Origin of the sequence: Pseudomonas sp. GL-R-19, from assembly GCF_019956375.1 — a bacterium.
Taxonomy (GTDB): Bacteria; Pseudomonadota; Gammaproteobacteria; order Pseudomonadales; family Pseudomonadaceae; genus Aquipseudomonas.
The window spans coordinates 1-24,666 of the sequence record NZ_JAHBDJ010000052.1 but is presented as its reverse complement, the minus strand read 5'-3'; the positions used below and the strand labels follow the sequence as shown (position 1 = coordinate 24,666).

Below are 24,666 nucleotides of genomic sequence, written 5' to 3'. Positions count from 1 at the left end.
TCCAGTATCAATTTAGTCATGACACTGGCCGGTGTCTTTTTTTCAAACCGCGCTAGAACTTCTGTCCACATCGTTTTCGTCACCCTGACTGGTTTTTAGGGGATTCTAAACGAAGACCTTGAAAGGGTTGGCCGTAAGGGCGGAACCATTAGTGGCCGTTACCGCAGAAACGGATATGTACACCATCAAAACAAATGCGCCCAACACATAGCCATCGCGTTCAGCCACGCTCCCACAGGGATTGCGGATTACTCCATAACGGCCCGCGCACGGTGAGGCGCAGCATCGCCCGCAGCGGTATAGGCCACCCTCGGCACACCCGGCAAGCGCTGTTCCAGCAGTGCACTCAAGGACTCTCCCGGCTCCAGGTAGGCATCGCCGAAGTCGGCGCCGAGCTGGTTCGGGTGGGCGACGATTTCCAGCAGTCCGTCGGGTGGCGGCTCGGCGTTGCGCAGATCCACCGGGGTGCACACGTAGTCGGCGGTGGCGCCGGCCAGGTTGCTCAGGCGACGGTTGAGCAGGTCCTTGAACACGCGCTTGGGCAAGCTTAGGTTTTGTCCCAGGTTGCGCGCCAGACGTACCGGCACCCCCTGGCGGGCGGCGAAGCGCGCGACGATCTCGCCGATCGGCCAGATGTTGTGCACGTGCTGATGGGAGTCCAGGTGGCTGGGGCGCAGGCCGTTGTCCAGGCAGCGCTGCCACTGGGCTTCGAGTTCTTCCAGTACGGCGTGGCGGTCCCGGCGCCCGAGCCAGAGGCGGGTGCGGGACAGGTTGAGATCGAACACACCGGCACCGTCGCAAAACGTCGGGCGTTGCACAATGCTCTGGCTCAATGGACGGCCGTAGGTCAGGTTGAAGTGCAGGCCGATGCGGCCTTCGAGCAACGGATGCCGGGCCATGGCACAGGCCGCTTCGAACGCCGGCATGTTGGCCATGGCGGTGGCGGAGCTGATGAGCCCGGCCTGGAACGCGCCCAGGATCACCGCGTTTTCACAGGCACTGAGGCCGAAATCGTCAGCGTTGACTATCACTTGGCGAGGCATGTTTACCCTCCTTGAGGTTTTCCGTAGGCGCAGGCGTTTTGACGACAGGTGTCGCGCCGGGGGTAGGGGTGGCGACTGCGGCCGCCGCGCGCCGGGCGCGCCATTGCTGCAATCGGGGTTTGAAGCGTTGCCAGACCCGCAAGGCCAGCCCCAGCACCAGACCGCCTGGACGCCAGGAGTAAAAACTCCAGCGCCAGTGTTCCAGTTGCCCGGTCATGCGTTCGTGCAGTTGATGGCTGGAGTTTTCCAGGCTGACCCGTGACGCATCGATCCACTGCCAGTTGTCTTCCAGGCCCCAGCGAATCCACTCTTCGAGCAGCACCCGGCCGCTGCCCAGGTCGGCATATTGCGGCAGGAACGCCAGGTTGTAGTCGTACAGTCGGCCCTGTTCCAGCAAGCCGAGGCGATAGCTGATGCAGCGCCCCTCCAGCTCCAGCACCACCACGCGCACCAGGCCCCGGGCCGCGAGGGCGGTAAAGGCGCGGTCCATCCACTGGCGATGGCGTGCATCGGAAAAGATCCCGACCCCTTCATCGCCTTTCCAGCTCACCGCTTCGACTTCACTGATGTCCTGCAACAGCGGCCCCATGGTCAGGGCGTCGGGGGTAATCCGCCGCACCTGGGCCCCGCACGCGGCGATGCGTTTGCGTGCGCGGCGCAGTTTGTAGCGCGGGTCGCCGGAGACTTCCTGATGGTCGGCCTCGCTGATCAGGTGCACCGGCACCCGACAACTGAGGCGTTGTTCCGCGGTCGAACTCAGTGCCTGCCACGGTGCCAGGGCCTGCGCCGTGGAGCCGGCCAGTTCGTTGAGTTGCAGCACGGCATGGGGCAGGTGTTGACGGATCTGCATCAACGCATTGCGCATAGCGTCGTCGTCCAGCCTCGTCAGCAGCGCGAGGCGGTCGGCGAGGGGATAGCCCAAATGATGCAGGACCCGAAACGGCAAACGCGCAAAGCGTTCCACGGAAGCCACCAGCGGCAGGCACAGCGCCAGTTCGTCACCCTGCCAGCCGAGCAGCACATGCAATTGCTCGCCGGGCTTGAGTGCCAGTTCCGACGCGTATAGCCAGGCCAGTTTGTTGAACGGCGTGTGGTCCGTTACGCGCTGGCGCAACGCTTCGTAAGCCGCTATCGGAAAGTCGTCGGTGCACAGCGAAGTGCGCCATTCGAATCGTGCAGACATAAGGTCAGCTCGCCTCGGCGGGAACGGGAGAGGGTGCCGGTTTGCGCAAGGCATCCAGGCGTGAACCGCTGTAGCGGGTTTCGCGGAAGAAGCGCCAGCCGAACAGGTGGTAGATGTTCATGATCCTTCCTTGCTCGCGATACCCCATGCGGATGTGCAGCTTGAGCGCGGGAATGTTATGGGACTCGCAGATATCCACCACTTTGTTGCAGCCCTGATCAGCCATGGCTTTCCACAGGTTCAGCTGGAAATCTACTGACAGCGTGGTGCCCCGGTAGGCAGGGATCTGCTCGAGAGCGAACTCGAAAAACTCGCCTGGCTGCACCGGGAACATGCAGCCGTAGTAATGACGGTCGAAATAATCGCGAGTGCTGCCCCAGATAAAGGCCACGGCATCGCCGTTTTCATCCAGGTACATATGCCCGGTGTACCCATCGGACGCCAACTCGGCCATGGTGCCCACGCGATCGCCGAAGTGTTTGGCGAACGCCACGGCGTTTTGTGGGGTGATGGTTTCCAGTCGCAGCGGTGTATAGGGCCGAAGGTTGTGTGGCGGTACCGGGCTCACCAGATCGCGCTCCATCCACAACAGTTCTTCGTGGAAAAATACGTAGTGTTTCCACAACTTGCCGACGGTGGCGCGCAGGCCTTTTTGTTTGATGTGATCGCTGAGTTTTTTCAGAACATTCATGTTTTTGACTCCTGACGGTGTTGGCCGTGAGTGGAGTGAGTCAATGCGCGGCGAATCGTCCACGGGCAAAAATAAATGACGTTCATGAGGCGCTCCAGCTGAGGGCAAACAGGGTTTCTCCCGGTAAATCGAAGCTGATGCGACCCTCCAGGCATTTGAAAGATGCGTCGCGGCTGCGGTTGTCGGCGCCGAAATAGCGCAATGATCCCAGGGGCAATGGACATTCCGTGCCGGCCAGGCTCACACGCTGCAAGCGTGAGCCTTTGTTGACGCCCAGCAGGCTGCGTTGGTGCCCGGCAGACATGGCCAGCACGTCAACCTCGAAGGCGTCGTTCTCCAGGCGCATGACATCGCGTAGCCAATGCTGGCGGATGAATTGCTGCGCCAGGCCTACGGGCTTGAGCTCGTATTCATCCTTGCCGAGCACGCGCAACATGCCCTTGGGATACTCAGGTTCGTCGGCGGCCTGGAACCAGCCGAGCATGTCGAGCAAGCCGTCCTGGGAAGCATTGATGATGACCGAGGCCCACCATAACGAGGCGTAGTGGGTTTCCTGATCGTAAGGGCTGAGGCTGGCCCCGCTGGACATGTTGGTCTGGTCCAGCAACAAGGCTTTGCGCGGTCGTCCCTGGGCGTCGAGCCCCACCAGCTCTGCCGCTTTGCGTACGCTATCGCGGTAGACACGGGTCGCCAGCAGGTCGCGGACCATCCATTCGTGCCATGCCAGTGCATCGATCTTGTCGCCGGACTCGGCCAGCAAGCGTCGGGCCCAGTCGATGCCGCGCTTGTCGGCGGCATTGTCGACGAGCGGGCCATTGACGAACCGGGAGCTGGCCGGCATGGCGATGCGTACGCCGGCTTTGGCGTTGTCTGGATTACTGCGCACTTGCCAGGCCATGCTCTTGAAGATGCGCTGGTAGGTGGCGTAGTCCGGGTAGTTGAGGTTCGGTTCGTCGGCAAAGCCGATGTAGTGCGTGCCCTTGCCGCCAAGTGCGCGCGTGGCGGCGAGCCAGGCATCGAGGCCGGCGTTGCTGGTGGTATCGGCGCGCAGGTCGGCCTTGCGCTGACGGCCGGCCAGCAGGGTGATGTCCTGAGTGATGCCCAAGCGATCCTGATACAACCGGCGGAACACGTCTTCGTAATGCGGCCGCGTCGCCATGATGTCGACCAGGCTGTAATAGGATCCGGCCTGTGGTTGCAGGGCATCGAGCACGGCGAAACTGGAATCCGGCGGTCGCGCATAGGGCAGGGCGATACCCAGGTTCGGGGTCTTGCCGAGCACGTCGTTGTGCAGCGTCAGCCGGGTCTGGCCTTCGTCTTCGCGCAAGGATTTGAGCTGTTGCGGGTTCTGGGCGAACAGGTTGGCCGTGCCGTCGAGCCAGAATGCGACCTTGCCGCTGCCGCGCAGGTGCAGGCGCCAGACTTGATCGGTGGTTGCAACGGGCAACTCGACTTTGTCGAACTGCCAATAGGCGGGGTAAGGCTCCAGAGACAGTGAAAGCTGTTGGCCGTCACTCACGCGCTGCGCTTGCAACGCGCCGACGCCGCCGTGGAATTTACCGGCCAGCACCGCGTGCTCACCGGCCGCGACCTTGAAATACAACTCGTCACCGTCCTGGGATTCGGCGCTGAAATGCACCTTGGCCGGGGCGAACAGTGCGACGGTGTGGTCGTCGTGCTCAACCGTATAACGGCGGAAGCTGTAGCCAGGAATTTCCAGTCGATAACTGGCGGCGCCCGGCGCCAGGTCCCAGCGTTGACTACCGCTGGGCTCATTGGCGGCTATCAGTCGTTCGCTCTGGAGTTTGCCCTGGCCGTCGAGCAAGTAGAGGTGTTCTTCGTTGGCTTGCGCCTGCCACACCGGGGCCCAGAGCACGGTCAGGGTGTCGGGGCGGTCCGTTTGCAGGTACAGGCTGCCGTCGCGGATATCGGCCCAACGCATGGTTGCGGCTTCGGCGTTCAGCCCGAGGCCAAGACTCACCAGCAATAACAGGTGCTTCATGCCGATTTCCGTTGCAGCATCAGCAACATCGGCGCGATGTCGCCGGGCAGGACGATGAGCGTTTGCCAGACCGGCACGTGGCTCAACCGGCAATACACCACCAGCAGCGCCAGGGTCACGGCCAGGTACGCGATAGAGGATGCGGCTGCTGCGCCGACGATGCCGTAGGTCGGGATCAGCAGCACATTGAGCGCCAGGTTGAGCAGGGCGCTGAGGCCCATCAACAACGAAATCGTGCCGGGCCGGTTTTTGCCCAGCAGGTCCAGGCGCAGAATGCTCATGTAGCACAGACCGAACAGGCCTGGCAGCAGCGCCAGCAACGCAGGGTAGGCAGGCTGATAGGCCTCGCCAAACAGCGTCACGATCAACCATTCACCGACCACGGCCATGCTCAGGCAAGCGCCGAGCATCACCGTAGCGGTCAGGCGCAAGGCCAGTGGCGTGACTTTTTCGATGCCTTCTTCCTGTTGCAGCAGGCGCTTCATCAGCGGCGTGGTCACCGCTTCCGGAACGATCAGCAGCAACTCGGCGGCCGCGCTGGCCATGGCGTAATGACCCAGCGCCGTGGTGCCGAGCAGGGCGCCGATGAACAGGTAGTCGGAGCGCAGAATCACTTGCTGGAACAGCAGGTCCGGATGGCTGCGGGCGCTGTAGCGCAGCAGTTCGTTTTGACTGGCGCGATCCCATTGCAGGCTCAGCGGATGCCCGCGCTTGAGCCACACCCACCCGGCCAGCACCACCAGGCTGATCCCCGCCAGCCAACTGATCAGCGCCGCTTCCAGGGCCGCGCTTTTCCACATCCAGAACAGGGCAAGGAACACCAGCAGCGGCGCCAGCGACTCGATCAGGCGCAAGGCATTGAAGGCGACCACGCCGCCCGAGGCGTTGTGCAAAGTCAGCAAGCCGCTTTTGAGCACGGTCAGCGGCACCGCCAGCAGCAACAGCCAGGCGAGCAGGCCCAATTGCGTGGTGATGTCCAGTTCACTGCCGAACTCGCGGGTCAGCGCCACCACCAGCAAGGTCAGCAACGCCGCCAGCAGACAACCGAACAGCAGCACCTGGCTGAGCAGCAAGCCCATCGGTCGTTGCTTGGCCGCCTGATAGCCCACGGCTGAATTCAAGCCGCCGCTGGTGGCAGCGCTGATCAGGTCGGGCAGGGTGTTGAGCAAGGCAAACAAGCCCCGTTCGCTGGGGCCGAGAATCCGCGCCAGCAATATGTTGCGCAGCAAGCGCAGGGCGATCATCGCCAGCTTGGTGCCCATGCTCAGGGCCAGGTGCCTGAGGTAGTTGTTGCGGCTCATGGACGTGCCCCACGGTAGATGCGCCAGGACAGCAACCCGGGATCGCGCGCGGTACGCTGGCTCACGCCGAAGCGTGGCAGGGCCAGCGGATCTTCGGTCCCCCGATAAATGCCGGTGCCGGTGCCCAGGGCAAACGGGAAGTCATGCCTGGCCACCTGTTGGCGCACCCGCGCATCGTTGTCGCCATTGGGGTAGCAGTAAACCGGCAACGGCTGGTTGCAGCCGTTGAGCAGCGCGTCGCGACTGCGGCTCAGTTCTTCATGCAGGCGTTGATCGTCGAGGCCGGTGAGGATGGCGTGGCTGGCACCGTGGGGGCCGAAGCGCACCAGGCCGGACGCTTCCAGGTAGCGCACTTGCTGCCAGTCCAGCGCCTGGGGCAACGACTCCTGCGGGCAGGCGTCGGTCAGGCGATTGAGGTCCAGCGGCGACAGGGTTTTCAGACTCTGCAAAAAATTCAGCAGTGCGAGGCTGCGGCGTTGTTCATCCGGGTTTTCGCACAGTACCGGCAACGGACGCCCAAGTTGCTGCAGGCATTCGATCAGTTGCAGGCGTGCCGGTTCGCCATGGCTGTTCCACAGGGTTTCGCCGATGCTTTCCCACCAGAACCGCTGGCGGCTGCCGATGAAATCGGTGGACAGAAAGATGCTCGCCGGCACCTGGTGTTTTTGCAGCAACGGGAAGGCATTCAGCGCGTTGTCGCGCCAGCCGTCGTCGAAGGTCAGCGCCACTTGCGGCCGCTCCGAGCGCGGCGTGCCGGGTTGCAGAATGTCCATCAGCGGCACGCAGTCGAAGTGTTTTTTCAACCACACCAGCAAGTGTTCAAAGGCCTTTGGCCCGACGCACAGTTCATTGCGATGGGGCAGTTCGGCGGCCTGGTCGCTGGCCAGCACCCGGTGCAGCATCAGGATCACACCGGCGCCGTGCAGTTGATTGCGCCCGACCGGAGAGTTCAGGTACAGCCAGCCACTGGTGCGTTTTAACAGTTGTTTGATCGCCATGGCACGCACCTCTCATCGATTTTGCTCGGGGTTCCATTGGGCATAACGCTGCCCGCGCAGGAACTGCCACAGACCGATGCTCATCCCGGCAAGGGTCACCAGGAGGAACGCGGCCAGGCGAAAGGGTTTGGGCAAGCGGTGTTGCGAATCCAGCAGGCCGGCAATGGCCATCGTGTAACCGAGCAATTGTGCGATCAGGCTCAGGCGATAAAAGCCGTGGTCTTCCCACAGCCAGAAATTGCTCAGCAGCAACGGCAGCAACAGGATCGGCGCCAGCCGCCGGATCAGCTTGTGGCTGATCAAGGCAATCGCATACAGGCCGTGGGTCAGCGGATTCATCAGCTCCCGGCGCTGGGCCAGGCTTTGCAAGCCACCCACAGTGACCCGCTGACGACGGCGAAATTGCTTGTCGGCTTCGTCCACGCCCTGGTCGATCACCCGGGCCTGGGGCACGTAGACAATCCGCTTGAACGCGACGGGTGCGCAGGTGCTGATAAAGAAGTCGTCGTTGACCTCCGCCGGCACGTTCTGGAACAACTCGCGGCGCAGGGCGAGCAATGCACCGTCGGCGGAGACCATGCAGCCGGTGCGATTTTCCACGTAGCGCAGCCAGCCTTCGTAATGCCGATACAGGCTGTCCCCCACGCTCAAGCCCTTGCCGGTCACCGGGATCATCATGTGCCCGGCGCAGCCACCGACCTGCGGGTCGTTGAGCGGTGCGAGCAAATGGCCGAGGGTGTCGGTGGACCATTGGTTGTCGGCGTCGGTGAACACCAGGATCGCGCCGCTGCTGATCGCGACCCCGGCATTGAGCGTCGCCGCCTTGCCCTGGCGGGGCAGGTCGAGCACGGTGATGCGCGGGTCGTTGACCTTGTGTGCGCAGGCCACGGTGTCGTCGGTCGAGCCGTCACTGGCCAGGATAATGTGCAGTGAGCGGGCCTGATAATCCTGGGCCAGCACGGTGCGCAGTTTTTCTTCGATATGCCGCGCTTCGTTGTGCGCGGCAATCACGATGCTCACGTCCATCGGTTGGGCCGGTCCATGGCGCGGTGCCGGGTAAAACGGTGCCAGCAATGTCAGCAACAGGGGATAACCGAGGTAGGCGTAAACCGGTAGCAACAGGCACAACCAGTAAATGAATTCAGCCACGGGCGGGCCTCCTGGCATTCCAATGACAAAGGCTGAGGATGAACCCGGCGCCCGCCAGGTGCAGGCGCACCCAGTGCAGGCCCCAGAGTTGCAGGGTCAGGAGCGGGTCGCGGTGCCTGGCACTCTGACGCAGGCTCAGGGCCAGGGCGGGCAGGACGGTCAGTAGCAGCATCAGCAGCGAATGCTGGGGGAAACCGTCGAACAGGGCGGAAATAGCCATGAAATCGATGACCCAGGCGGCTATCGACAGCAGCGGAAAGCGCAGCAAGCGCAGGCTCGGTCCATGGGTGCGCAGCAGTTGCAGATGACTGCCCTGGCGCCACAATTCCTTGCCCATCCATTCCCGCCAACTGCATTCGTAGCCCCAATGCAGCGCTACGCTTTGGTTGACCGAGCGCAACTTGGCACCGGCGTCGACCAGGCGCATGGTCAGTTCCTTGTCCTCGCCGGTGCGCAGTTGTTCATTGAAACCACCGACCTTGTCGAACCAGCGACGGCGCATCAGCAGGTTGCAAGTGGGCAGCCATTGCGCGACATGCAGCGGCTGCGTATCGGGGCGCAAGGTGCGGCGCTGCCAGGCGTCGGCGTACCACGGCGCTTCGGCCGGGGTGTGCAGGTCCAGGCCGATGACATCGCCCTGGCCGCCGGACTCGAGGTCGAACAACAGCTTGAGCCAGTTCTCGGGCATCTCGACGTCGGCATCGATAAAGGCCAGCCATTCACCGCTGGCGATCGCCGCTCCGCGATTACGCAATGCGCCGATGAGCAGGCCGGGCAGAACCAGAACCTGGGCGCCGAACTGCCGGGCAATGTCCGGGCCCTGGTCGTCGGAGCCGTTGTCGAGCACGATCAACTCGCATTCGACATTGGCTGCCTCGGCGGCATGTCGTGCCGCGAGCAGGGTCCGGGCGATGTGCTGTTCCTCGTTGTACATCGGGATGATGATACTGATGCGGTTCATGCCTTGACCTCTTTCAGCGGGGCTTCTTCGGCTTTCGTGCGCAGCACGCCGGTCAATGCGAGCATGATCCACAGGTACTTGTGGTTCGGTGCGCTGAGGAACATCAGGAATAACGTCAACGACAGAAAGCTCATGCCCAGGTGGGTCATCAGATCGGCCTGATGAGCGTCTCCTCGCAACAGCCAGGTGTGGCGGGCGCGGATCAGGTTGTACAACCCCAGGGCCAGCATGCCGACGAACATCAGGCCGGCGGGTATCCCCAGTTCACTGAAGATCTCCAGGTAGGTGTTGTGGGCGCGGCGGTACAGATCGTCGGTCTTGCCGCTGACGGAAAAGGTCTTGGCATAACCGGTGGTGGCATAGTGCAGCGGGAACGTGCCGGGGCCGGTGCCGAGCAAGGGGTTCTCGGCGATCATGGCGCTGCCGACCACAATGTAGGAGGCGCGACGGCCCAGGGACGCGTCCTGACTCTTGGCCCCGGAGCTGAGGATGCTCAGCGACTGGATGCGCGCCACGTAACTGGCCGGCATCGCATACAGCCCAAGCGCAATCACAATCGTCAGGCCGAGCATGGCAAAGCCCAGGTGGCGTGGACGAATATGTGGCAACTGTGCGCGGTAGTGCCACGTGCCGATCAACAGGCTGAGGAGCAACACCACCAGCCCCGAACGGGATTCAGTCTTGGTCATGCCGGCCAGCAGCACGAGGGAACAGCCCCCCCAGAACAACCGGTGCAACCGGTTCGGGCTGCGCACCACCAGTAACAGTGCCATGGGCACGGCGAAGGCGATCATCAGGGCAAATTCGTTCGGGTCATTGAGCATGCCGGACGCACGGCCTTCGTCCTGGTATTTGGCTGAGAACATCGCCATGGCGCAGGTCACCGCGACACTGACGGCAACCAGTTTGGCGAACATGTCGAGGTTCAACTCACGCCCGACCAGCAGGGTGATGACAAACAGAATCAGGCCGACGCTCAATTCGCGCAGATGGCCCAGGGACATGTCCATGTTGTCGGTGTTCAACAGGCTGAGCAGGTACAGCACCATGAACCCGACCAGGAAGCGCCAGATATTGCTGCGCAGGCGCTCGGCCGACCGTTGGTGAATCGCCAGTTGCAGCATCAGGATCAGCGCCAGCGAAGCCCCGAGGAACTTGGAGCCCGACAACGCGCTGTCCTTGAACAGGCCCTCGAAAGGCAGGATGGCGACAATGCCCAGCAGGCCCCAGGTCGGCTTGCGGTACAGCACCGCGACACCCACCAGGCCCAGCACCGCGCCCGGCGCCAGATACGGATAAGGGCTGGCCAGCAATCCGAGGCAGACCAGGCCGAGCAAGCTGACGATCGAGAGCGGAACAATCACACGCGTGCCTCCCGTGCAGTCCGGATGTAAAGCTGCGACCAGCGTTCCGCCAGGACCTTGAGGTCGTAGTGATCCCGTTGCGTACGTTTAGCGTTGTCGATCAACTCGCCGGCCAGGGCCGGGTCATCCAGCAGCGCGCCGATCTGGCGGGCGAGGGCGCTGCTGTCGGTGGGCGCGGCCAGCAAGCCGTTGTGGCGGTCCTGCAAGACATCGGGAATTCCGCCGACGCCGAAGGCCACCACCGGCACCCCGGCCTGCATCGCTTCGAGCAGAATCATCGGCGTGCCTTCGGTGCGCGAGCTGATCACCAACGCATCGAGTTGCCGCCACCAGGCGCGCATGTCGGTCTGGTAGCCCGGCAGCGTGATGCGCGCCTGCAAGCCTGCCTCGTCGATCCGTGCCTGCAGGCTGTCGCGCTCCGGCCCGTCGCCGAGCATCACCGCGTCCAGTTGCGGGTACTGCTGACACAGCGGGATCAGCGCATCGAGAAACAGGTCAGGGCCCTTTTCGCTACTCAGGCGCCCGACGTAACCGGCCAGCCAGCGTTGACGTGCGCCACTGTGCGGCGGCAAGTCGTTGGCCGCCGGCAGGCCGTTGGGGATCACCTGCAACTTGTCGGTGCGCACATTGGCCTGACGGTGCAGCGCCGCAATGCTTTCGGCGACACACACCACTCGGTTCACCGAGGCCGTGCGGCACAGTTGCAGGCTCAGCCAGGTGTAGAACTTCTGCTTGCGACTGCGCGGGGTGAAGCCGTGCTGGGTGATCACCAGTGGCAGGCGCAACAACGTGGCGCCGAGCCAGCCGAACAACAGGCCCTTGAAGTTGTGCGTATTGATCAGTGGCCGCTGGTCCCGTCGCTGGCGCAAATGCCCCAGCAATGCGCCCAGGCCTGCACAGCCGAGGCAATCGACACCGGCCTGGCGAAATCGCGTGATCAGCTCTGGCGGCGCATCGAGAAACAGCACCTGGTGCTGCCCCGGCGTCGCCAGGCAATGATCCAGCAGCATCCGCTCGGCGCCATAGAAGCCGCCGCTGCTGAGCAAATGAATGATCGGCAGGTCGTGGGTGGTGCCGAGCGGCGCGTTCAATTGCGCACCCAATGCACGAGGGCCGGTACGCTCCAGTTCTTGTGCGGGTTGTTCGGCTGGGTGCTGTGATCATTGATCACCAGCAGCACCGGCAAGCCCAGTTCATGGGTGATTTGCGCAGGGTGCTTGAAGCGGTGGTCGAAGAACTCACGCACATAGACCAGGGCAATCGCCAACAGCAAACCGGTGAACAGCCCGAACGGAATGATCAGCATCGGCTTGGGGAACGCCGCTTCGGTCGGTTCGAACGGCGGGCTGAGTATCCGTGCGTTGGACAGGTCGTTGTCCAGTGCGCGCGCGGTGCTGCTTTCAGCGAAGCGCTGGGCATAGGTGGCGAACGCCTTGTGCAGCGCGTTGATCTCGGTGTCCATCTGCCGCAGTTTGCTGCGGGTTTCCTGCAACTGATGGATGCGATTCTTGAACTCGGCAATGCGCGCGTTTTTCTGGTCGATGACCGAGCTGATCGTCACCAGGTCGCTGGTGCGCTCCTGAATCCGGTTGCTGACAATCTTCAGGAATTGCCCACGGGCCCGGATGATTTGCTCGCGGGACATTTGCATCGGATCACTGCCGGGCTGCAAGACCGCCAGGTCATCCATGTAGCGGCTGACCAGGGTCGTCAGTCGCTCACCCAGCTGCTTGATCTCGCGGTCTTCGAACGCGACGCTGTCGACCGTGGTGGTGAAGGTGTAGGGGAAGGTGTAGTCGTTGAATCTGGCATTGTTGGCGGTCGCCAGGCTGGTTTTCAGGTAATCGAGCCAGCGCTGGCTTTGCAGCAGTCGGTCCTGATACAGGTTGAGCGCCTGTTCCTCGGTGTTGATCGCGTTGAGACGGAACGTGATTTCTTCCCTGGGGTCGGACGAACCGATGCTTTCGAGCAAGGCCAGGCGATTGGCTTCCAGGCCATCGAGACGCACCTGGTACTGCAACTTCTTGGTTTCGTAGAAGCTCTGTGGCAGGTCGATCGATTGCATTTCCTGGCGGGTGACCAGGTAGTTTTGCAGCAGGGCAGTGACGAATCGGGTGCCCTGGGCCGGGTCAGGGAAGTGGTAGACGATCGAGATCACGTTGGAGCCCGGCAAGGTTTCAACCTTGAGGGCAGCGGACGCTTGTTGCGTGAGGGCATCGAGCAGGGTGTCGCGTACCGGATCGGTCTGCAGCCCGAGCAGGCTGCGAACCGGGTTGATCACGTGTTCGCGAACGGGATTGATCACAAACCGTTTGAGCGGCTGCACCAGCAGTTTGTTGAAGGCGCTCACGGGCTGCGTGTACTCACCCTTTTCGCGCAACTGGCCGATGGTCTGGCGGATCAAGGCCGGCGAACGCAGGATATTGCTCTCGGTCTCCATGTCGGCCAGCGACGGCGGAATGAAGGAAGCGTTTTCCTGATTGAGGGTGCTGGTGGCATCCCCCTGGGAAATTTTCTTGGATTGCACGATCACCTGGGCGGTGATATCGAAACTCTGCTTGAGCAACAGTGGCAAGACCACGGCGATCACGGCAAAGACCAGGAAGACTCGCTTCACCAACTGCTTGTTGGCGAAGAAGATCCTGAAGAACTCATGCAGGTAGTTTTCCTTTGGATTCATGTGGGTACCTGAGAGTTAGTTGCTGCTGTCGTCTTTGTTGTCGACGCGGTAGCTGAAGCTGAGGCCCATGCCCTGGAACAACACGACGTCCGCCAGTTGCCGCACGAGCTCACCGGTGCTGGCCAGTTTGGTCTTGGGCACGTACAGCATGTCGTCCGCTTGCAGGTAGGCGATCTGGGTGGCGTCGCCGGACAAGGCTTTTTCCACGTCGTAACGATGCGCGACCACCTGGTTGCCGTTGCGCCGCATGATCATCACCGAGTCCAGGCGTGCCTTGGCGTTGGAACCGCGGGCCATGGTCAGGGCTTCGAGCACCGACACCGGGCGGCGGATCGGATAGGAGCCCGGCTGGCCGACTTCACCCAGTACATAGATTTCGTTGCCGGCGGTGGACTTGAGCAGCACGTCCACGGTCATGCGCCCCGGCAGGGTGGCATAGCGATTATTCAGGTAGGCCTCGAGTTGGCTGATGGTCATGCCTTGCAGCGGCACGGCACCGATTTCCGGGAAGCTGGCGTAGCCGTCGCTGCCCACGGTGATTTCCCGGGTCATGCCGGTGGCGGGGTGGTTGAGCACGGACTTGAGGTTCCATTCACTGGCCAGCGGGTTCACCACCATCACTGACAGCTGATTGCGGTTGGGCTGGAACAGCTGTTTGCGATCGTAGGCGCGCTGAATGGCGTCCCGTGCTTCATCGCGGGTCAGGCCCTCGATTTTCACCGTGGTGTGGGCCCCGGGCAGTTCGATGGTGCCATCGGGCAGCACCAACTGGTTGCCGTTGAACTGGCTGGCGGCGGTGAAATTCAGCGCGATCGTGTCCCCGGACTGCACGCGATAGGCGGCCGAGCCGCTGGTGCTGATGTGGAAGATCACGTCCAGCACGTCCTGTGGGCGCAGGGTCTGCTCGACCTTGGGCACGTCGGTGGCCTGGGCATTGGCCGGTGGGGCCGTGAGGATTTGCACCGGCATGCTTTGTGATTCGTCGGAGGAAATGCTGGAGCAACCTGCAAGGGGTAGCAACAGCAGGACAAGCATCTTGGCGTTCATGGCGTCATCCTTGTCTGACTGCTCACAGGTTTTTGTACAGCCATTCGGGCATGTAGTACTTGCGTCGGTTGAACACGCTGCCGACCAGCTTCGCTCCCGCCTGGCTCAAGCGCTTGGCCGCGGCCTGGGCCACTTCCCAGCGGGTGTCTTCCGCGGGGACGACCAGGACCACACCGTCCACCTGGGTGCTGATGACCAGGGTGTCGGAGGCCGAATACACCGCGTCGCCGTCGATCACCACGAAGCGGTAGCGGATGCCGAGTTGATCGAGCAGCGGGCTCAGGCACTCAGGTGTCAGGTGCTCGTTGCCACGGAAGTATCGGCCCAATGGCAGAACGTGAAAGGGCAGGCTGGAGACGTCCACCACGCAGTCCTGCAACAAGGGCGGGCTCTGGGTGTTGAACATCAAGTCGCGAAACCCCCGTTCCTTGCTCAGCCCCAACTGTTGCGTGAGGTTGGTCGCCGAGTGGCTGGCATCCACCAGCAGCACCAGGCCGCTGCTCATCTTCGCCAGTTGACTGGCCAGCGCCAGGGCGCTGGTGGTGGTGCCCGCGCCGGGGTTGGCGGCGGTCAGGTACAGGATCCGCAGGTTCTGGTCGAGTACGGTCGATGTCAGGTTGGACTCGCTCGGGCTGGCAATGCTGAGGCTTTTAGCCGATGAACCGTCCATTTAACTCGCTCCGTGACCGCTGAACACTTTGAAAGGGGTTTTCAGCAGAATCTTCAAATCAAGCAGCAGGCTCTGCTGGGCGATGTAGGCGAGGTCCAACTCAACGCGCTGGTCGAAGTCGATATTGCTGCGCCCGGAGATTTGCCACAGGCCGGTCATGCCGGGGTAGATGCTCAGGCGCGCGAGATGCTTGTCCTCGTAGCGGTAGGCGTTGAACGAAGTCGGCCTGGGGCCTACCAGGCGCATGTCGCCGGTCACCACGTTTAACAGGTTCGGCAGCTCGTCGAGACTGGTGCGTCGCAGGAAACTGCCGATACCGGTGATGCGCGGGTCCTTGTCGATCTTGAAATCGATGGCGTCGGCGCCGTGCTTGTTCAGGTGCCGCAGGGAGTCCTTGAGCTCCTCGGCGTTGACGACCATGGTGCGGAATTTGTACATGCCGAACAGGCGGCCGCGGTAGCCGGTGCGTTTCTGCACGAACATCACCGGCCCCGGGCTGGTCAGTTTGATGGCCAGCGCCAGCCCCAGCAGCACCGGGGAAATCAGCACCAGGACCAGCGCTGCGCCGAAGCCGGCCAGGACGCGGTTGGTGCGCGACAGGGTCCACGGCCGGCCACCTTCGCGACCGGTTATCCAGCCACAACCCTGCATGTGGATGGCGGCATCCATGCGCTTGCGTTGCTCGGGGTCCAGGCGCTTGTCCCTATGCATTTTGTTAAGGGGCACACTTTTTTCGTGTTCAGACATAGATTCTCCGCAGAGTTAAGCCGTGTGCGGCATGGCCGACGCAGTCAGTCGTAAGTGCGGGACCAGGCAACGACGCGCCCCGGTCCCTCATCGGACACCCATAAACCGGCTGCTGCGGTGACGAGAGTCTTCATGGATGGACGGCTTCGGGCACGATGTGGCGCAAGCCAATGCCGCAGTAATGCAGGCCGGCGGCCGCCACCTGTTCCGGGCTGTACAGGTTGCGCCCGTCCACGATCACCCGTTCACGCAGTTTGCTCGCCAGCATGTCGAAGTCGACCACGCGGAAGTTTTTCCACTCGGTGCAGATCACCAGGGCATCGGCGTCTTCGAGTGTGTCATCGCGGGTGGCGCACAGATGCAGGTCGTTGCGGTAGCCGTAAAGGCGCCGGCATTCGGACATGGCTTCCGGGTCGTAGGCCTGCACGCTCGCGCCTTCGGCCCAGAGTGCTTCCATCAGGTAGCGGCTGGGTGCTTCGCGCATGTCATCGGTGTTGGGTTTGAACGCCAGGCCCCACACGGCGATGGATTTGCCGGCCAGTCCACCGGGAAATTGCGCCTTGAGTTTGCTGAACAGGATATGCCGCTGGTGGTCGTTGACGTCGGTCACGCTACGCAGCAACTTGAGGGGCATTCCGGCATGTTCGGCGGTGTGCAACAGGGCGCGCAGGTCCTTGGGGAAGCACGAACCGCCGAAGCCGCAACCGGGGTAGATGAAGTGGTAACCGATGCGCGGGTCCGAGCCGATGCCTTTGCGCACGGCTTCGATATCTGCTCCCAGCAACTCGGTGAGGTTGGCCAGTTCGTTCATGAAGCTGATGCGCGTGGCCAGCATCGCGTTCGCCGCGTACTTGGTCAGCTCGGCGCTGCGGTTGTCCATGAACATCAATTTGTCGTGGTTGCGGCAGAACGGCGCGTAGAGCTCGCTCATCTGGCTGCGGGCTTGATCGTCAGTGGTGCCGACGATGATCCGGTCCGGGCGCATGCAATCGGCCAGGGCACTGCCTTCCTTGAGGAATTCCGGGTTGGACACCACCCGTACCTTCAGCGAACTTTTGCCGCGGTGCTGCAACTCTTCAACGGCAGTCGCGCTGACCTGATCCGCCGTGCCGACCGGTACCGTGGACTTGATGATCAGGGTGCGGTCGGCCTCCATGAAACCAGCAATCTGCCGGGCCACGTTCAGCACATGGCTGAGGTCGGCCGAGCCGTCTTCGTCGGCGGGCGTACCGACGGCGATGAAAATCAGCTCGGCATGCTCCACCGCATCGCTGGCCTGGGTGGTGAAGAGCAGGCGACCGGCCTTGATGTTTTCTTCAAGGGTGCCGGACAGCCCCGGCTCACTGATCGGTGGCACGGCCTGTTGCAGTTGCCGGATCTTGTTCGGATCGATGTCGACACACAGGACGCGATGTCCGACATCGGCCAGTGCCGCTGCTTGAATCAGGCCAACATAGCCCGTACCAAATACGCTTACGTCCATATTAGCGTGCCTCGCAAGACGTGGAGAGTTGCAAAACAAGACTGTCAAAAGGGGTATAGACCAGCCTCGGTAAACCGTGTCAGCAAACCGGCATGTAATAGGGGCAAGACACTCCCAAATGTGGGGGCGATTGCCATCAAGGTCGCAGCACTATTGGCTTTCCCCCCGATTTTGGCTGTTCAGCGAAAATCTCAAGAAAACGACAGGCGGTCGTAAGCCTTGAAGTACAAGGGTTGTAGCTGCTAAGTGTGTCAGGTTTGAGTCGCCGGCTTGATGACCATTTTTAACAAAGGTCGCCAGTTCTCACGCACGGATGGCGTAAAGCCAGTGTTAAAAAATGTCCAACAACCTGCTGGTCAAGTGCCTGATACACCGCGGGCATTTCGGCGGTGTAGCCGAGGATCGGTGGACAGGAGTCCATGAGCATGATGTTGCTGGGCCTGGATCAGCAAGGCGGCGCACTTGCGTGGTTTTTCATTGACCTTGCCGGGTTCGCCAGGCGCCCGGTGAGCACCCCAGCCACCGCAGGCAGGCACGGTTGAAGCTTTGCACGTCGCTGTAGCCCAGGCGGTCGGAAATCTCCACCAGCTCCAGGTCTGTCCCCTGCAAAAAATCTTCGGTCCGGTAGCGGCGGTATTCGTCGAGCAACTCGGAAAAACTCCAGCCCAACGCCTTCAAGCGTCGGGCGGCGGTGCGCTCGAGCAAATGCCGGGTGGTACAGAATCGCTGCCAGTTGGCCTCGGCGAGGTCGGTGATCAAATAGTCGCAGACTTGCTCCAGCAAGGTCGGTTCGCTGTTGCGTCGGGTCTGCTCCAGCAGTTCGACCAGCATGAGTTCCAGTTCATGATTACCCGGCGTCAACGGGATCACGAACAGCTGTGGATCGAGGCGGATCGAGTGCTGCGCCTGCCCCCATTGCACCGGTGCGCGAAAGGCTTGTTCATGTTCCTGCAGATTGGCCGTGCAGGCACCGGCCAGCCCGATGCCCAGAACCGGATCACGCTGCAGGCCGCTGGCGAGGAATTTGCGCCGCAACATGCTGCACAGGCTGATGAGGATGTAATCGGCGGTTGACGCGCTGGTTTTCACGCTGCCATGGTCGAGCAGATGCAATTCGACGCGGTCGTCGCCGCGCACGATCCGGGCCTGGAAGTGTCCGTTGAAAAACGGAAAGAAACGCACGAAATACTGGCAGGCGCTGTCCAGTGAGTCGGCCACGTCGAACAGGTACGTCAGGCCGTTGGTGGCGGTGGAAACGAATCGCCGACCGGCCGCCAGGCCGATCAGCGGGTCGCCGGTCTGTTCCAGGGAAAATGCCCAGAAGCGCCGCGACATGAACAGCGGAATGCGCATGAATGGCGTACGCAACTCGAACAGGCTGCGTCGCAACAGGCCTTCGATGCGTTCCCGGTCCACACCGCGGGCCAGCAACTCTTCGATGGCCGGCAACAGGGTCGGCGCGTAGAACGCGTTGGGTATTGATTGATCGTGCAGCGGCTGGTCGCTTTTTGTCATGCAGGGCTCACAGCTTGTTGCGGAACACGGGTCAGGCTGGCCGACGTTAAGCGATTTGCCGGAGCAAGACCATGCTTGATTTACACCAGCTCGATGCCTTGCTCGAATCGCCCCACGCCGATTGGCAGGTGCGTTATTTCGAGGTGACACCAAACCCTGTGGGAGCGAGCCTGCTCGCGATAGCGGTGTGTCATTCAATAAAGATGTCGACTGACACGGCCCCTTCGCGAGCAGGCTCGCTCCCGCAAGGGTGGTGGCGTTGCAGACAGGCCCTAATTCGACGCCAGCAAGCGCCGGTCGACCGTCAACACCGCATCGACCATCGCCAGCGCGGCGGGTGTCAGGGAGTGGCCGGCGCGGCTGACGATGCCGTAGTGCAATTGCAGGCCGGGATCCTCCTTGGGTACATCGGCAAATTCCAGCAGGTGGACCAGGCCCTGGTCGACCAGTTCGGCCAAGGCCTCCACGGTGGCGATGCCCACCGCGTCGGAGCGCATCACCACGCGGCGGATGGCGTCGAACTGCGCGCATTCCACGCTCGGATTGAAGTCCGCCTCGCCCTGCACGTCGGCGAGGATCTTGCGGATCATCGGCGGTATTCGCGTGCCGACCACCGCGTAGTCGAGCAGGGCGCGCAGGGACAGATTCTGCTGCTGCGCCAGGGGATGGCCGACACGGCAAAAGAACCACCCGCGCCGGGGGCGCAACAGCTGTACCTGGTATTGCGGGTCGCCGGTGAAGTACCGCGCGTCGGCCACGAGGAATTCGATCTGCTGTTCACGAAGCCAGACCGCCAGTTGTTCCCAGTCGCCCTGGTGGAGACTGATGCGGATCGCCGGATGGGCCTGAATGAATTCCGCCAGCGCCTCGGGCACCAGCACCTGGGCCGGATACGGGCCGCAGCCGAAGCGCAGCTCGCCACCGGTCAGACCGTTGTATTGCGTCAGTTCGTTGTGCAGGGCCTGGCTGCCGGCGAGCAGGCGCCGGGCATGTTGCAGCACCAGTTCGCCTTGACCGGTCAGGCGCAATTCGCGGCTGCTGCGCTCCACCAGCACGCAGTCGAGGTCGCGCTCCAGGGTCTGGATGCTGCGACTGAAGGCCGGTTGGCTGAGATTGATCGCCTCAGCGGCGCGCCCGAAGTTGCGGTAATCGGCCAGGGCGACAAGGTGGCGGAGCTGTCGTAGATCCATCATGCGTCTCCTGCATTCGGTGGATACTTTTAATGCATTGGATCGATAGCACAGAGGCTGGCATAAGTACACGCCTGTCCTCTCGCCGTAACCTGCCATGACCAGCCAACCGTTCATTTCCAGCGCCTTCACCCGCACCATTCTCAGCCATGCCCGGCAGTCCGGCCTGTGCCAGGACCAACTGCTGCAACGGGCCGGCATCTGCCTGTCGTTGCTCGAAGGTCAGGACCTGCAGGTGCCTGCGCACCTGGTCGAACGCCTGTGGAATGAATGCGAGCGTGCGGGTGCGGGCGCATCGTTTGGCTGCGAACTGGTCAACGGTATGGCGACCACCACGCTGCGAGGTCTGAACATTCTGTTGGACTCCGCAGCGACCCTGCGTGCGAGCCTGGCGTGCTTCATCGATTTCCTGCCACGGGTGACCAACTACCTGGTGGCGGAACTGGAGGAGGGTGACGGGCAGGCCCACCTGCACTTGCGCGGTGCCGGTCAACAGCCGCATTTTTTCGGCCTCGATGCGGCGACCCTGACGTTGGTGCGCAACATCGCCCGACGCCTGGGACGAGCACCGGCGCAGGTGTTTGTGGCCGTTCGCGTGACGCCGCAACAGGCTGCCGGGCAGTGGTTGCGTAGCGTTGGTATCGAGGTGCTGGAGGGGGCGCATCCGTGTTTGAGCCTGCCAGCGGCCAGTCTCGATGAGCCGTTGCCGGGGGCCAACGGGTTTTTGCATCAGAGCATGTTGCGGCACTGGCAGACTGCTGCTGCGCAACATACCCGCAGTGACAGTCTGGAGTTGGCGCGGCACTGGTTGACGGCAGGTGATCAGCCGATTGAGCGGATTGCCGAGCGGTTGGGGTATCGGCAGCCGAGTAATTTCATTCGGGCGTTTCGCAAGCAGTTCGGAATTACGCCCAAGCAGTTTCGCCTCTGTGATGTATCTGGTCGGCCGGCAGGTCGCCTTCGTCGGAACGCCGCCCGGACCAGGCTCGCTCCGTGATCAACGATTTTGCAACCAGCTCAAAAAACCACCTTTCTTGACCGCCACCGGTTTGGCCATCAAGGCCATCCGGCTGTTCTGCTGGCGCACCGCTTGCAGCTTGTTCAACGCCCGGTCGACTTCGCGGCGTTGCTCCATGCAACTGCGGGTCAGGGATTTGTCGAGGCGGTAAATGATGCTTGAGGTCAGAGCGGTGAACCGTGCCTGGGACGGCGTGTCGGCAAGAATGCTCTGTTCACCCATGACTTCACTCGGCCCCATGCGTCCGGCTTCGATCTGCGTGCTGCCGTCGGGGACAGTGGCGCTGACCACACCGGTGGCGATGACGAATAAACTGTCCGGCACTTCCTCCAGATCCAGCACCACCTCACCAGCCGCATATTGCTGTGCCACCATGTTCCGGGCCAGACGATCACGTTCCTCGGCGCTCAGGGAACGGAAGATTTTCACTTCATCGAGCAAGGCCCGTGCGCGGGTCGACGGCTCGATCACGCCATCGGGCTGCCGGGAAATGCCGGCTGCTTCGAGGTGCCGATGGGCCAGGTCGAACAGTTGATTGCGCACTTCGCCCTTTTTGCCCAGTTCGGCGATGAAGCCGCTGGCCACGTATTCGGACATGGTTTCGCCGGCCTCCTTGAGCACGGCCTTGGGCGGTGGGTTGAGCAGCAGACTGCTGCTGCCCTGAAGGGTGCGGTCCAGGGCATCGAGTACCCGACGCGGGCGGATGTGGTTGGGCACCTGAATGCTGATCGACACGCCGTGCAGGTTGGTCGGGCGGCTGAGGTTGACGATCTTCGCCTTGGCCGCCACCGAGTTCGGCACCACGGCGGTGCTGCCGGCACTGGTCAGCAGGTGGGTGGCGCGCCAGTCGATGTCCAGCACCTTGCCTTCGACACCGTCGATGGAGACCCAGTCATCGACCTGATAGGGCTTGGTGGTGTTGAGCACGATACCGGAGAACACGTCGCTCAAAGTGCTCTGCAATGCCAGACCCACCACGATGGCGACGACGCCAGAGGTCGCCAGCAAACCTTTCACTGGCAGCTCCAGCACGTAGCCGGCGGCGGCGACGACGGCAACCAGGAACACCAGTGCGCCGATGACATCCTGCAACAGCCGGCCGCTGTGGCCTATGCGTCGCATCAGGACCAGACCGATCACTTCGGTCAGCACCCGCGCGGCGTACAACCACCACAGGATTCCCAGCGCCGTAGCCCCGAGCTGCGCCACGCGATCATCGGCAAACAGTGGCGCCTGCAACGGGCTGACGCCGGCGTTGATGATCACCGCGCTGAACAGCACAAACAGCGCCAGACGCACACCGACCCGGCTGACGCGATGCTTGAATGGCGCGAGGTGCCAGAGCAGGGCGTCGATGGCCAGCAGCAGGGTGCTCAGGGAGAGCAGGTGGGCATAGACAAAGGACATGGGGATGCTCCGGAAATGAGGTAGCGCAGATCAAGAGTGCTGTTGTGGGAGCGAGCCTGCTCGCGATAGCGGTTCAACATTCAATGAAGATGTCGACTGATATTCCGCATCGTCGGAACGCCGCCCGGAGCCGGCTCGCTCCCACAGAAAAGCCCTTCACCACACAACCAGTGTGCGATGAAGGGCAGGGTCTCACTGCAAATGAACCTTGAGCTCCAGCGCAGCCTGGCGTACCGCTGCTTTCACTTCGGGAATCTGGCTCAGCGGGTTGAGCAGGCCGAAGTCGTGGATCATGCCGTTGTAGCGGACCGAGGTCACCGGCACGCCCGCCGCATCGAGGTGGCGGCGCTTTTTGCTCCTTGGCCATCAAGGCCACGACCGCCGCCATGTTGCCGCCGACGCTGTTGCCAGCCACTGCCAGGCGCTTGCCGTCGAGCAGGGACGCAGTCAGGGTTTTCTGGACGAGGTTCATGGTCAATTCCATTTTGATCGTGGGTGTACGTGGTTAGGCAGGAGCTGCCGAAGGCTGCGATCTTTCTGGCCGTTTCGAAGCGCTGGATCAAAAGGTCGTCCGAACGCGGCCCGAGCCTTCGGCAGCTCCTGCATGTGAGGGTGGGTTCAACACCGTGAACACAGATTAATAGGGTGCCTGGAAGAGAAAAAGCGGCTATAAAGTGATTGACTGTCAACCAGGACGCGACAATGAACCCCTTCGAAGATATGCGTATTTTTTGCCAGGTGATGGACTCCGGCAGTTTCACGGCTGCCGCCGATCAACTGGGCCTGTCCAAGCAGTTTGTCAGCCGCCGCTTGATGCAACTCGAAGAGCGCCTGGGCGTGCGCTTGCTCAATCGCTCGACCCGGCGACTGGATGTCACGCCGCTGGGGCAAAGCTATTACGAGTCAGCCTTGCGCCTGCTCAGCGAAGTCGAACAAGTGGAGCAGGGCATCGCCGGCCAGACCACCGAACCACGGGGGACCATTCGTGTGAGTGCGCCGCTGTCGTTCGCACTGGCGCATCTGGGGTGTCTGTTGCCGGTGTTTTTGCAGCGCTATCGCGATGTGACGGTGGAGATGGATTTGAGTGATCGCCCTGTGGATTTGCTCGGTGAAGGTTACGACCTGGCATTGCGCATTGGCACACTGGAAGACTCGACGCTGATCGCCCGACGCATTGCCTCCATTGAACGGGTGTACTGCGCAAGCCCCGCGTACCTGGTCGAACGCGGCACGCCGCTCAAGCCTGAAGATTTGCACGGACACGACTGCCTGCCGTACGGCCATGGTCGTCAGGTGCAATGGCGTTTTGCGGGGCAGGGCAAGCCATTGAGCGTCAATGTCAGCGGACGGATGCGGGTCAACAACGGCGAATTGCTCAAGGACGCAGCGATCGCCGGGCTGGGGATCACCTATTTGCCGACGTTCATTGTCGGTACGGCGCTGAAGGATGGAAGGCTGGTGGAAGTGCTGGAGGATTTCAGGCCGGAGCCGCTGACGTTGTCTGCGGTCTATCCGCAACACCGGCAGAGTTCACGGCCGGTGCAGGCGCTGGTTGAGTTCTTGCGCGAACGGCTGGATCAGTCTGAGGGTGGGCTGTAGAGCGGTTGATTGTCTGACTCACATTGACCACTGTAGGAGCCGGCTTGCCGGCGAAGGCGTTTTTGATGGCGCTGCACGTCCCAAGGCCGCCTTCGCTGCGATGCGGCGACCCGACAAGCCAGCTCCTACAAAAACGGGTACACACCGTCATTTTTTGTGTCCACACATTCCCTGTAGGAGCGAGCCCGCTCCCACAGGGTTTTGTGTTGTATGGGAGTCAGTGGGAATCAGATCCTTTTGTCATCGCCGGGCTCGGCATGGACGCCACGATCATCGCCGGGCTCGCCATTGGCATGGACGCCACGATCATCGCCGGGTTCGCCATTGGCATGGACACCACGGTCATCGCCGGGCTCGCCATTGGCGTGGACGCCACGGTCATCGCCGGGCTCGCCATTGGCATGGACGCCGCGATCATCCCCAGGTTCATCATGGGTCCCGCTGCGTCCTGAGGACGAGGCCGTTCCGGAGTGGCTCGAACCGCTGTTGGCACTGCCATGACCGCTGTTGCTGCCATGGTCGCCACTATGGCCGCTGCCGCTGTTGCTGCCATGGTCGCCGCCATGGTCGCCGCTATGGCCGCTTCCACCGTGACTGCCGCCACCGCCGCCACTACCG

The 24,666-nt window shown here is 62.3% G+C and carries 20 protein-coding genes and 2 pseudogenes; 2 read left to right on the top strand and 20 right to left on the bottom strand.

Annotated features, from left to right (window positions below; translation table 11 throughout):
* Nucleotides 1-248: 248 nt before the first annotated feature.
* The 17 genes from KGA83_RS23255 to KGA83_RS23175 form a co-directional block, all read right to left on the bottom strand.
* Nucleotides 249-1,043, bottom strand: coding sequence for a carbohydrate deacetylase (locus KGA83_RS23255; RefSeq protein ID WP_223531030.1), 795 nt, complete (start codon nucleotides 1,041-1,043; stop codon nucleotides 249-251).
* Complete coding sequence (locus KGA83_RS23250) at nucleotides 1,015-2,226, bottom strand: GNAT family N-acetyltransferase (RefSeq protein ID WP_223531029.1); 1,212 nt, start codon at nucleotides 2,224-2,226, stop codon at nucleotides 1,015-1,017. The genes KGA83_RS23255 and KGA83_RS23250 overlap by 29 nt, the downstream gene beginning before the upstream one ends.
* A 4-nt stretch (nucleotides 2,227-2,230) precedes the next feature.
* Nucleotides 2,231-2,917, bottom strand: a complete 687-nt coding sequence (locus KGA83_RS23245) for an N-acetyltransferase (RefSeq protein WP_223531028.1) — start codon at nucleotides 2,915-2,917, stop codon at nucleotides 2,231-2,233.
* A gap of 82 nt (nucleotides 2,918-2,999) precedes the next feature.
* Complete coding sequence (locus tag KGA83_RS23240) at nucleotides 3,000-4,919, bottom strand: hypothetical protein (RefSeq protein ID WP_223531027.1); 1,920 nt, start codon at nucleotides 4,917-4,919, stop codon at nucleotides 3,000-3,002.
* Complete coding sequence (locus tag KGA83_RS23235; RefSeq protein ID WP_223531026.1) at nucleotides 4,916-6,220, bottom strand: lipopolysaccharide biosynthesis protein; 1,305 nt, start codon at nucleotides 6,218-6,220, stop codon at nucleotides 4,916-4,918. Before KGA83_RS23235 ends, KGA83_RS23240 begins: the two co-directional genes overlap by 4 nt.
* Nucleotides 6,217-7,218 (bottom strand): polysaccharide deacetylase family protein, encoded by a 1,002-nt coding sequence (locus tag KGA83_RS23230; protein WP_223531025.1) that lies wholly within the window; start codon nucleotides 7,216-7,218, stop codon nucleotides 6,217-6,219. The genes KGA83_RS23235 and KGA83_RS23230 overlap by 4 nt, the downstream gene beginning before the upstream one ends.
* Nucleotides 7,219-7,230: 12 nt before the next feature.
* The gene (locus KGA83_RS23225) at nucleotides 7,231-8,367 is read right to left on the bottom strand and encodes a glycosyltransferase (RefSeq protein ID WP_223531024.1); all 1,137 of its coding nucleotides are present in this window, start codon (nucleotides 8,365-8,367) and stop codon (nucleotides 7,231-7,233) included.
* The gene (locus tag KGA83_RS23220) at nucleotides 8,360-9,328 is read right to left on the bottom strand and encodes a glycosyltransferase (RefSeq protein WP_223531023.1); all 969 of its coding nucleotides are present in this window, start codon (nucleotides 9,326-9,328) and stop codon (nucleotides 8,360-8,362) included. Before KGA83_RS23220 ends, KGA83_RS23225 begins: the two co-directional genes overlap by 8 nt.
* Entirely contained in the window at nucleotides 9,325-10,692 is a 1,368-nt protein-coding gene (locus KGA83_RS23215; RefSeq protein WP_223531022.1) for an O-antigen ligase family protein, read from the bottom strand. Before KGA83_RS23215 ends, KGA83_RS23220 begins: the two co-directional genes overlap by 4 nt.
* Complete coding sequence (locus KGA83_RS23210; protein ID WP_223531021.1) at nucleotides 10,689-11,783, bottom strand: glycosyltransferase family 4 protein; 1,095 nt, start codon at nucleotides 11,781-11,783, stop codon at nucleotides 10,689-10,691. Before KGA83_RS23210 ends, KGA83_RS23215 begins: the two co-directional genes overlap by 4 nt.
* Nucleotides 11,780-13,372: a GumC family protein gene (locus tag KGA83_RS23205; protein WP_223531020.1), complete on the bottom strand. Its 1,593-nt coding sequence runs from the start codon at nucleotides 13,370-13,372 to the stop codon at nucleotides 11,780-11,782. Before KGA83_RS23205 ends, KGA83_RS23210 begins: the two co-directional genes overlap by 4 nt.
* Nucleotides 13,373-13,387: 15 nt before the next feature.
* Nucleotides 13,388-14,419, bottom strand: coding sequence for a polysaccharide biosynthesis/export family protein (locus KGA83_RS23200; RefSeq protein WP_223531019.1), 1,032 nt, complete (start codon nucleotides 14,417-14,419; stop codon nucleotides 13,388-13,390).
* Between the two features lie 22 nt (nucleotides 14,420-14,441).
* Nucleotides 14,442-15,089: a CpsD/CapB family tyrosine-protein kinase gene (locus KGA83_RS23195; protein WP_108217986.1), complete on the bottom strand. Its 648-nt coding sequence runs from the start codon at nucleotides 15,087-15,089 to the stop codon at nucleotides 14,442-14,444.
* On the bottom strand, nucleotides 15,090-15,836 hold the full coding sequence (locus KGA83_RS23190) for a sugar transferase (RefSeq protein ID WP_115947489.1): 747 nt from the start codon (nucleotides 15,834-15,836) through the stop codon (nucleotides 15,090-15,092). It abuts the gene before it with no gap.
* A 130-nt stretch (nucleotides 15,837-15,966) separates the two neighbouring features.
* Entirely contained in the window at nucleotides 15,967-17,319 is a 1,353-nt protein-coding gene (locus KGA83_RS23185) for a UDP-glucose dehydrogenase family protein (protein WP_223531018.1), read from the bottom strand.
* 474 nt (nucleotides 17,320-17,793) lie between these two features.
* Complete coding sequence (locus tag KGA83_RS23180) at nucleotides 17,794-18,834, bottom strand: AraC family transcriptional regulator (RefSeq protein ID WP_223531017.1); 1,041 nt, start codon at nucleotides 18,832-18,834, stop codon at nucleotides 17,794-17,796.
* A 272-nt stretch (nucleotides 18,835-19,106) separates the two neighbouring features.
* On the bottom strand, nucleotides 19,107-20,024 hold the full coding sequence (locus tag KGA83_RS23175; protein ID WP_223531016.1) for a LysR family transcriptional regulator: 918 nt from the start codon (nucleotides 20,022-20,024) through the stop codon (nucleotides 19,107-19,109).
* Nucleotides 20,025-20,121: 97 nt separating this feature from the next.
* Between KGA83_RS23175 and KGA83_RS23170 the strand changes: the two genes are divergently transcribed.
* On the top strand, nucleotides 20,122-21,021 hold the full coding sequence (locus KGA83_RS23170) for an AraC family transcriptional regulator (protein ID WP_223531015.1): 900 nt from the start codon (nucleotides 20,122-20,124) through the stop codon (nucleotides 21,019-21,021).
* Here KGA83_RS23170 and KGA83_RS23165 read toward each other — a convergent pair whose 3' ends face one another.
* Together KGA83_RS23165 and KGA83_RS23160 are read right to left on the bottom strand one after the other, a co-directional pair.
* Nucleotides 21,022-22,449, bottom strand: a complete 1,428-nt coding sequence (locus KGA83_RS23165; RefSeq protein ID WP_108217991.1) for a mechanosensitive ion channel family protein — start codon at nucleotides 22,447-22,449, stop codon at nucleotides 21,022-21,024.
* A 192-nt stretch (nucleotides 22,450-22,641) separates the two neighbouring features.
* Nucleotides 22,642-22,885: pseudogene (locus tag KGA83_RS23160) on the bottom strand (alpha/beta hydrolase); the annotation flags it as partial.
* Between the two features lie 266 nt (nucleotides 22,886-23,151).
* On the opposite strand from KGA83_RS23160, the gene KGA83_RS23155 reads away from it, so the two are divergent.
* Nucleotides 23,152-24,048, top strand: a complete 897-nt coding sequence (locus tag KGA83_RS23155; RefSeq protein ID WP_223531014.1) for a LysR family transcriptional regulator — start codon at nucleotides 23,152-23,154, stop codon at nucleotides 24,046-24,048.
* Between the two features lie 227 nt (nucleotides 24,049-24,275).
* Here the strand turns inward: KGA83_RS23155 and KGA83_RS23150 are convergent.
* Nucleotides 24,276-24,666, bottom strand: a pseudogene (locus KGA83_RS23150) (hypothetical protein); the annotation flags it as partial.

Coding starts and splice junctions, on each gene's coding strand:
- KGA83_RS23255 (WP_223531030.1), bottom strand. CDS start 1,043: ATGCCTCGCCAAGTGATAGTCAACGCTGACGATTTCGGCCTCAGTGCC.
- KGA83_RS23250 (WP_223531029.1), bottom strand. CDS start 2,226: ATGTCTGCACGATTCGAATGGCGCACTTCGCTGTGCACCGACGACTTT.
- KGA83_RS23245 (WP_223531028.1), bottom strand. CDS start 2,917: ATGAATGTTCTGAAAAAACTCAGCGATCACATCAAACAAAAAGGCCTG.
- KGA83_RS23240 (WP_223531027.1), bottom strand. CDS start 4,919: ATGAAGCACCTGTTATTGCTGGTGAGTCTTGGCCTCGGGCTGAACGCC.
- KGA83_RS23235 (WP_223531026.1), bottom strand. CDS start 6,220: ATGAGCCGCAACAACTACCTCAGGCACCTGGCCCTGAGCATGGGCACC.
- KGA83_RS23230 (WP_223531025.1), bottom strand. CDS start 7,218: ATGGCGATCAAACAACTGTTAAAACGCACCAGTGGCTGGCTGTACCTG.
- KGA83_RS23220 (WP_223531023.1), bottom strand. CDS start 9,328: ATGAACCGCATCAGTATCATCATCCCGATGTACAACGAGGAACAGCAC.
- KGA83_RS23205 (WP_223531020.1), bottom strand. CDS start 13,372: ATGAATCCAAAGGAAAACTACCTGCATGAGTTCTTCAGGATCTTCTTC.
- KGA83_RS23200 (WP_223531019.1), bottom strand. CDS start 14,419: ATGAACGCCAAGATGCTTGTCCTGCTGTTGCTACCCCTTGCAGGTTGC.
- KGA83_RS23195 (WP_108217986.1), bottom strand. CDS start 15,089: ATGGACGGTTCATCGGCTAAAAGCCTCAGCATTGCCAGCCCGAGCGAG.
- KGA83_RS23190 (WP_115947489.1), bottom strand. CDS start 15,836: ATGTCTGAACACGAAAAAAGTGTGCCCCTTAACAAAATGCATAGGGAC.
- KGA83_RS23185 (WP_223531018.1), bottom strand. CDS start 17,319: ATGGACGTAAGCGTATTTGGTACGGGCTATGTTGGCCTGATTCAAGCA.
- KGA83_RS23180 (WP_223531017.1), bottom strand. CDS start 18,834: ATGACAAAAAGCGACCAGCCGCTGCACGATCAATCAATACCCAACGCG.
- KGA83_RS23175 (WP_223531016.1), bottom strand. CDS start 20,024: ATGGATCTACGACAGCTCCGCCACCTTGTCGCCCTGGCCGATTACCGC.
- KGA83_RS23170 (WP_223531015.1), top strand. CDS start 20,122: ATGACCAGCCAACCGTTCATTTCCAGCGCCTTCACCCGCACCATTCTC.
- KGA83_RS23165 (WP_108217991.1), bottom strand. CDS start 22,449: ATGTCCTTTGTCTATGCCCACCTGCTCTCCCTGAGCACCCTGCTGCTG.
- KGA83_RS23155 (WP_223531014.1), top strand. CDS start 23,152: ATGAACCCCTTCGAAGATATGCGTATTTTTTGCCAGGTGATGGACTCC.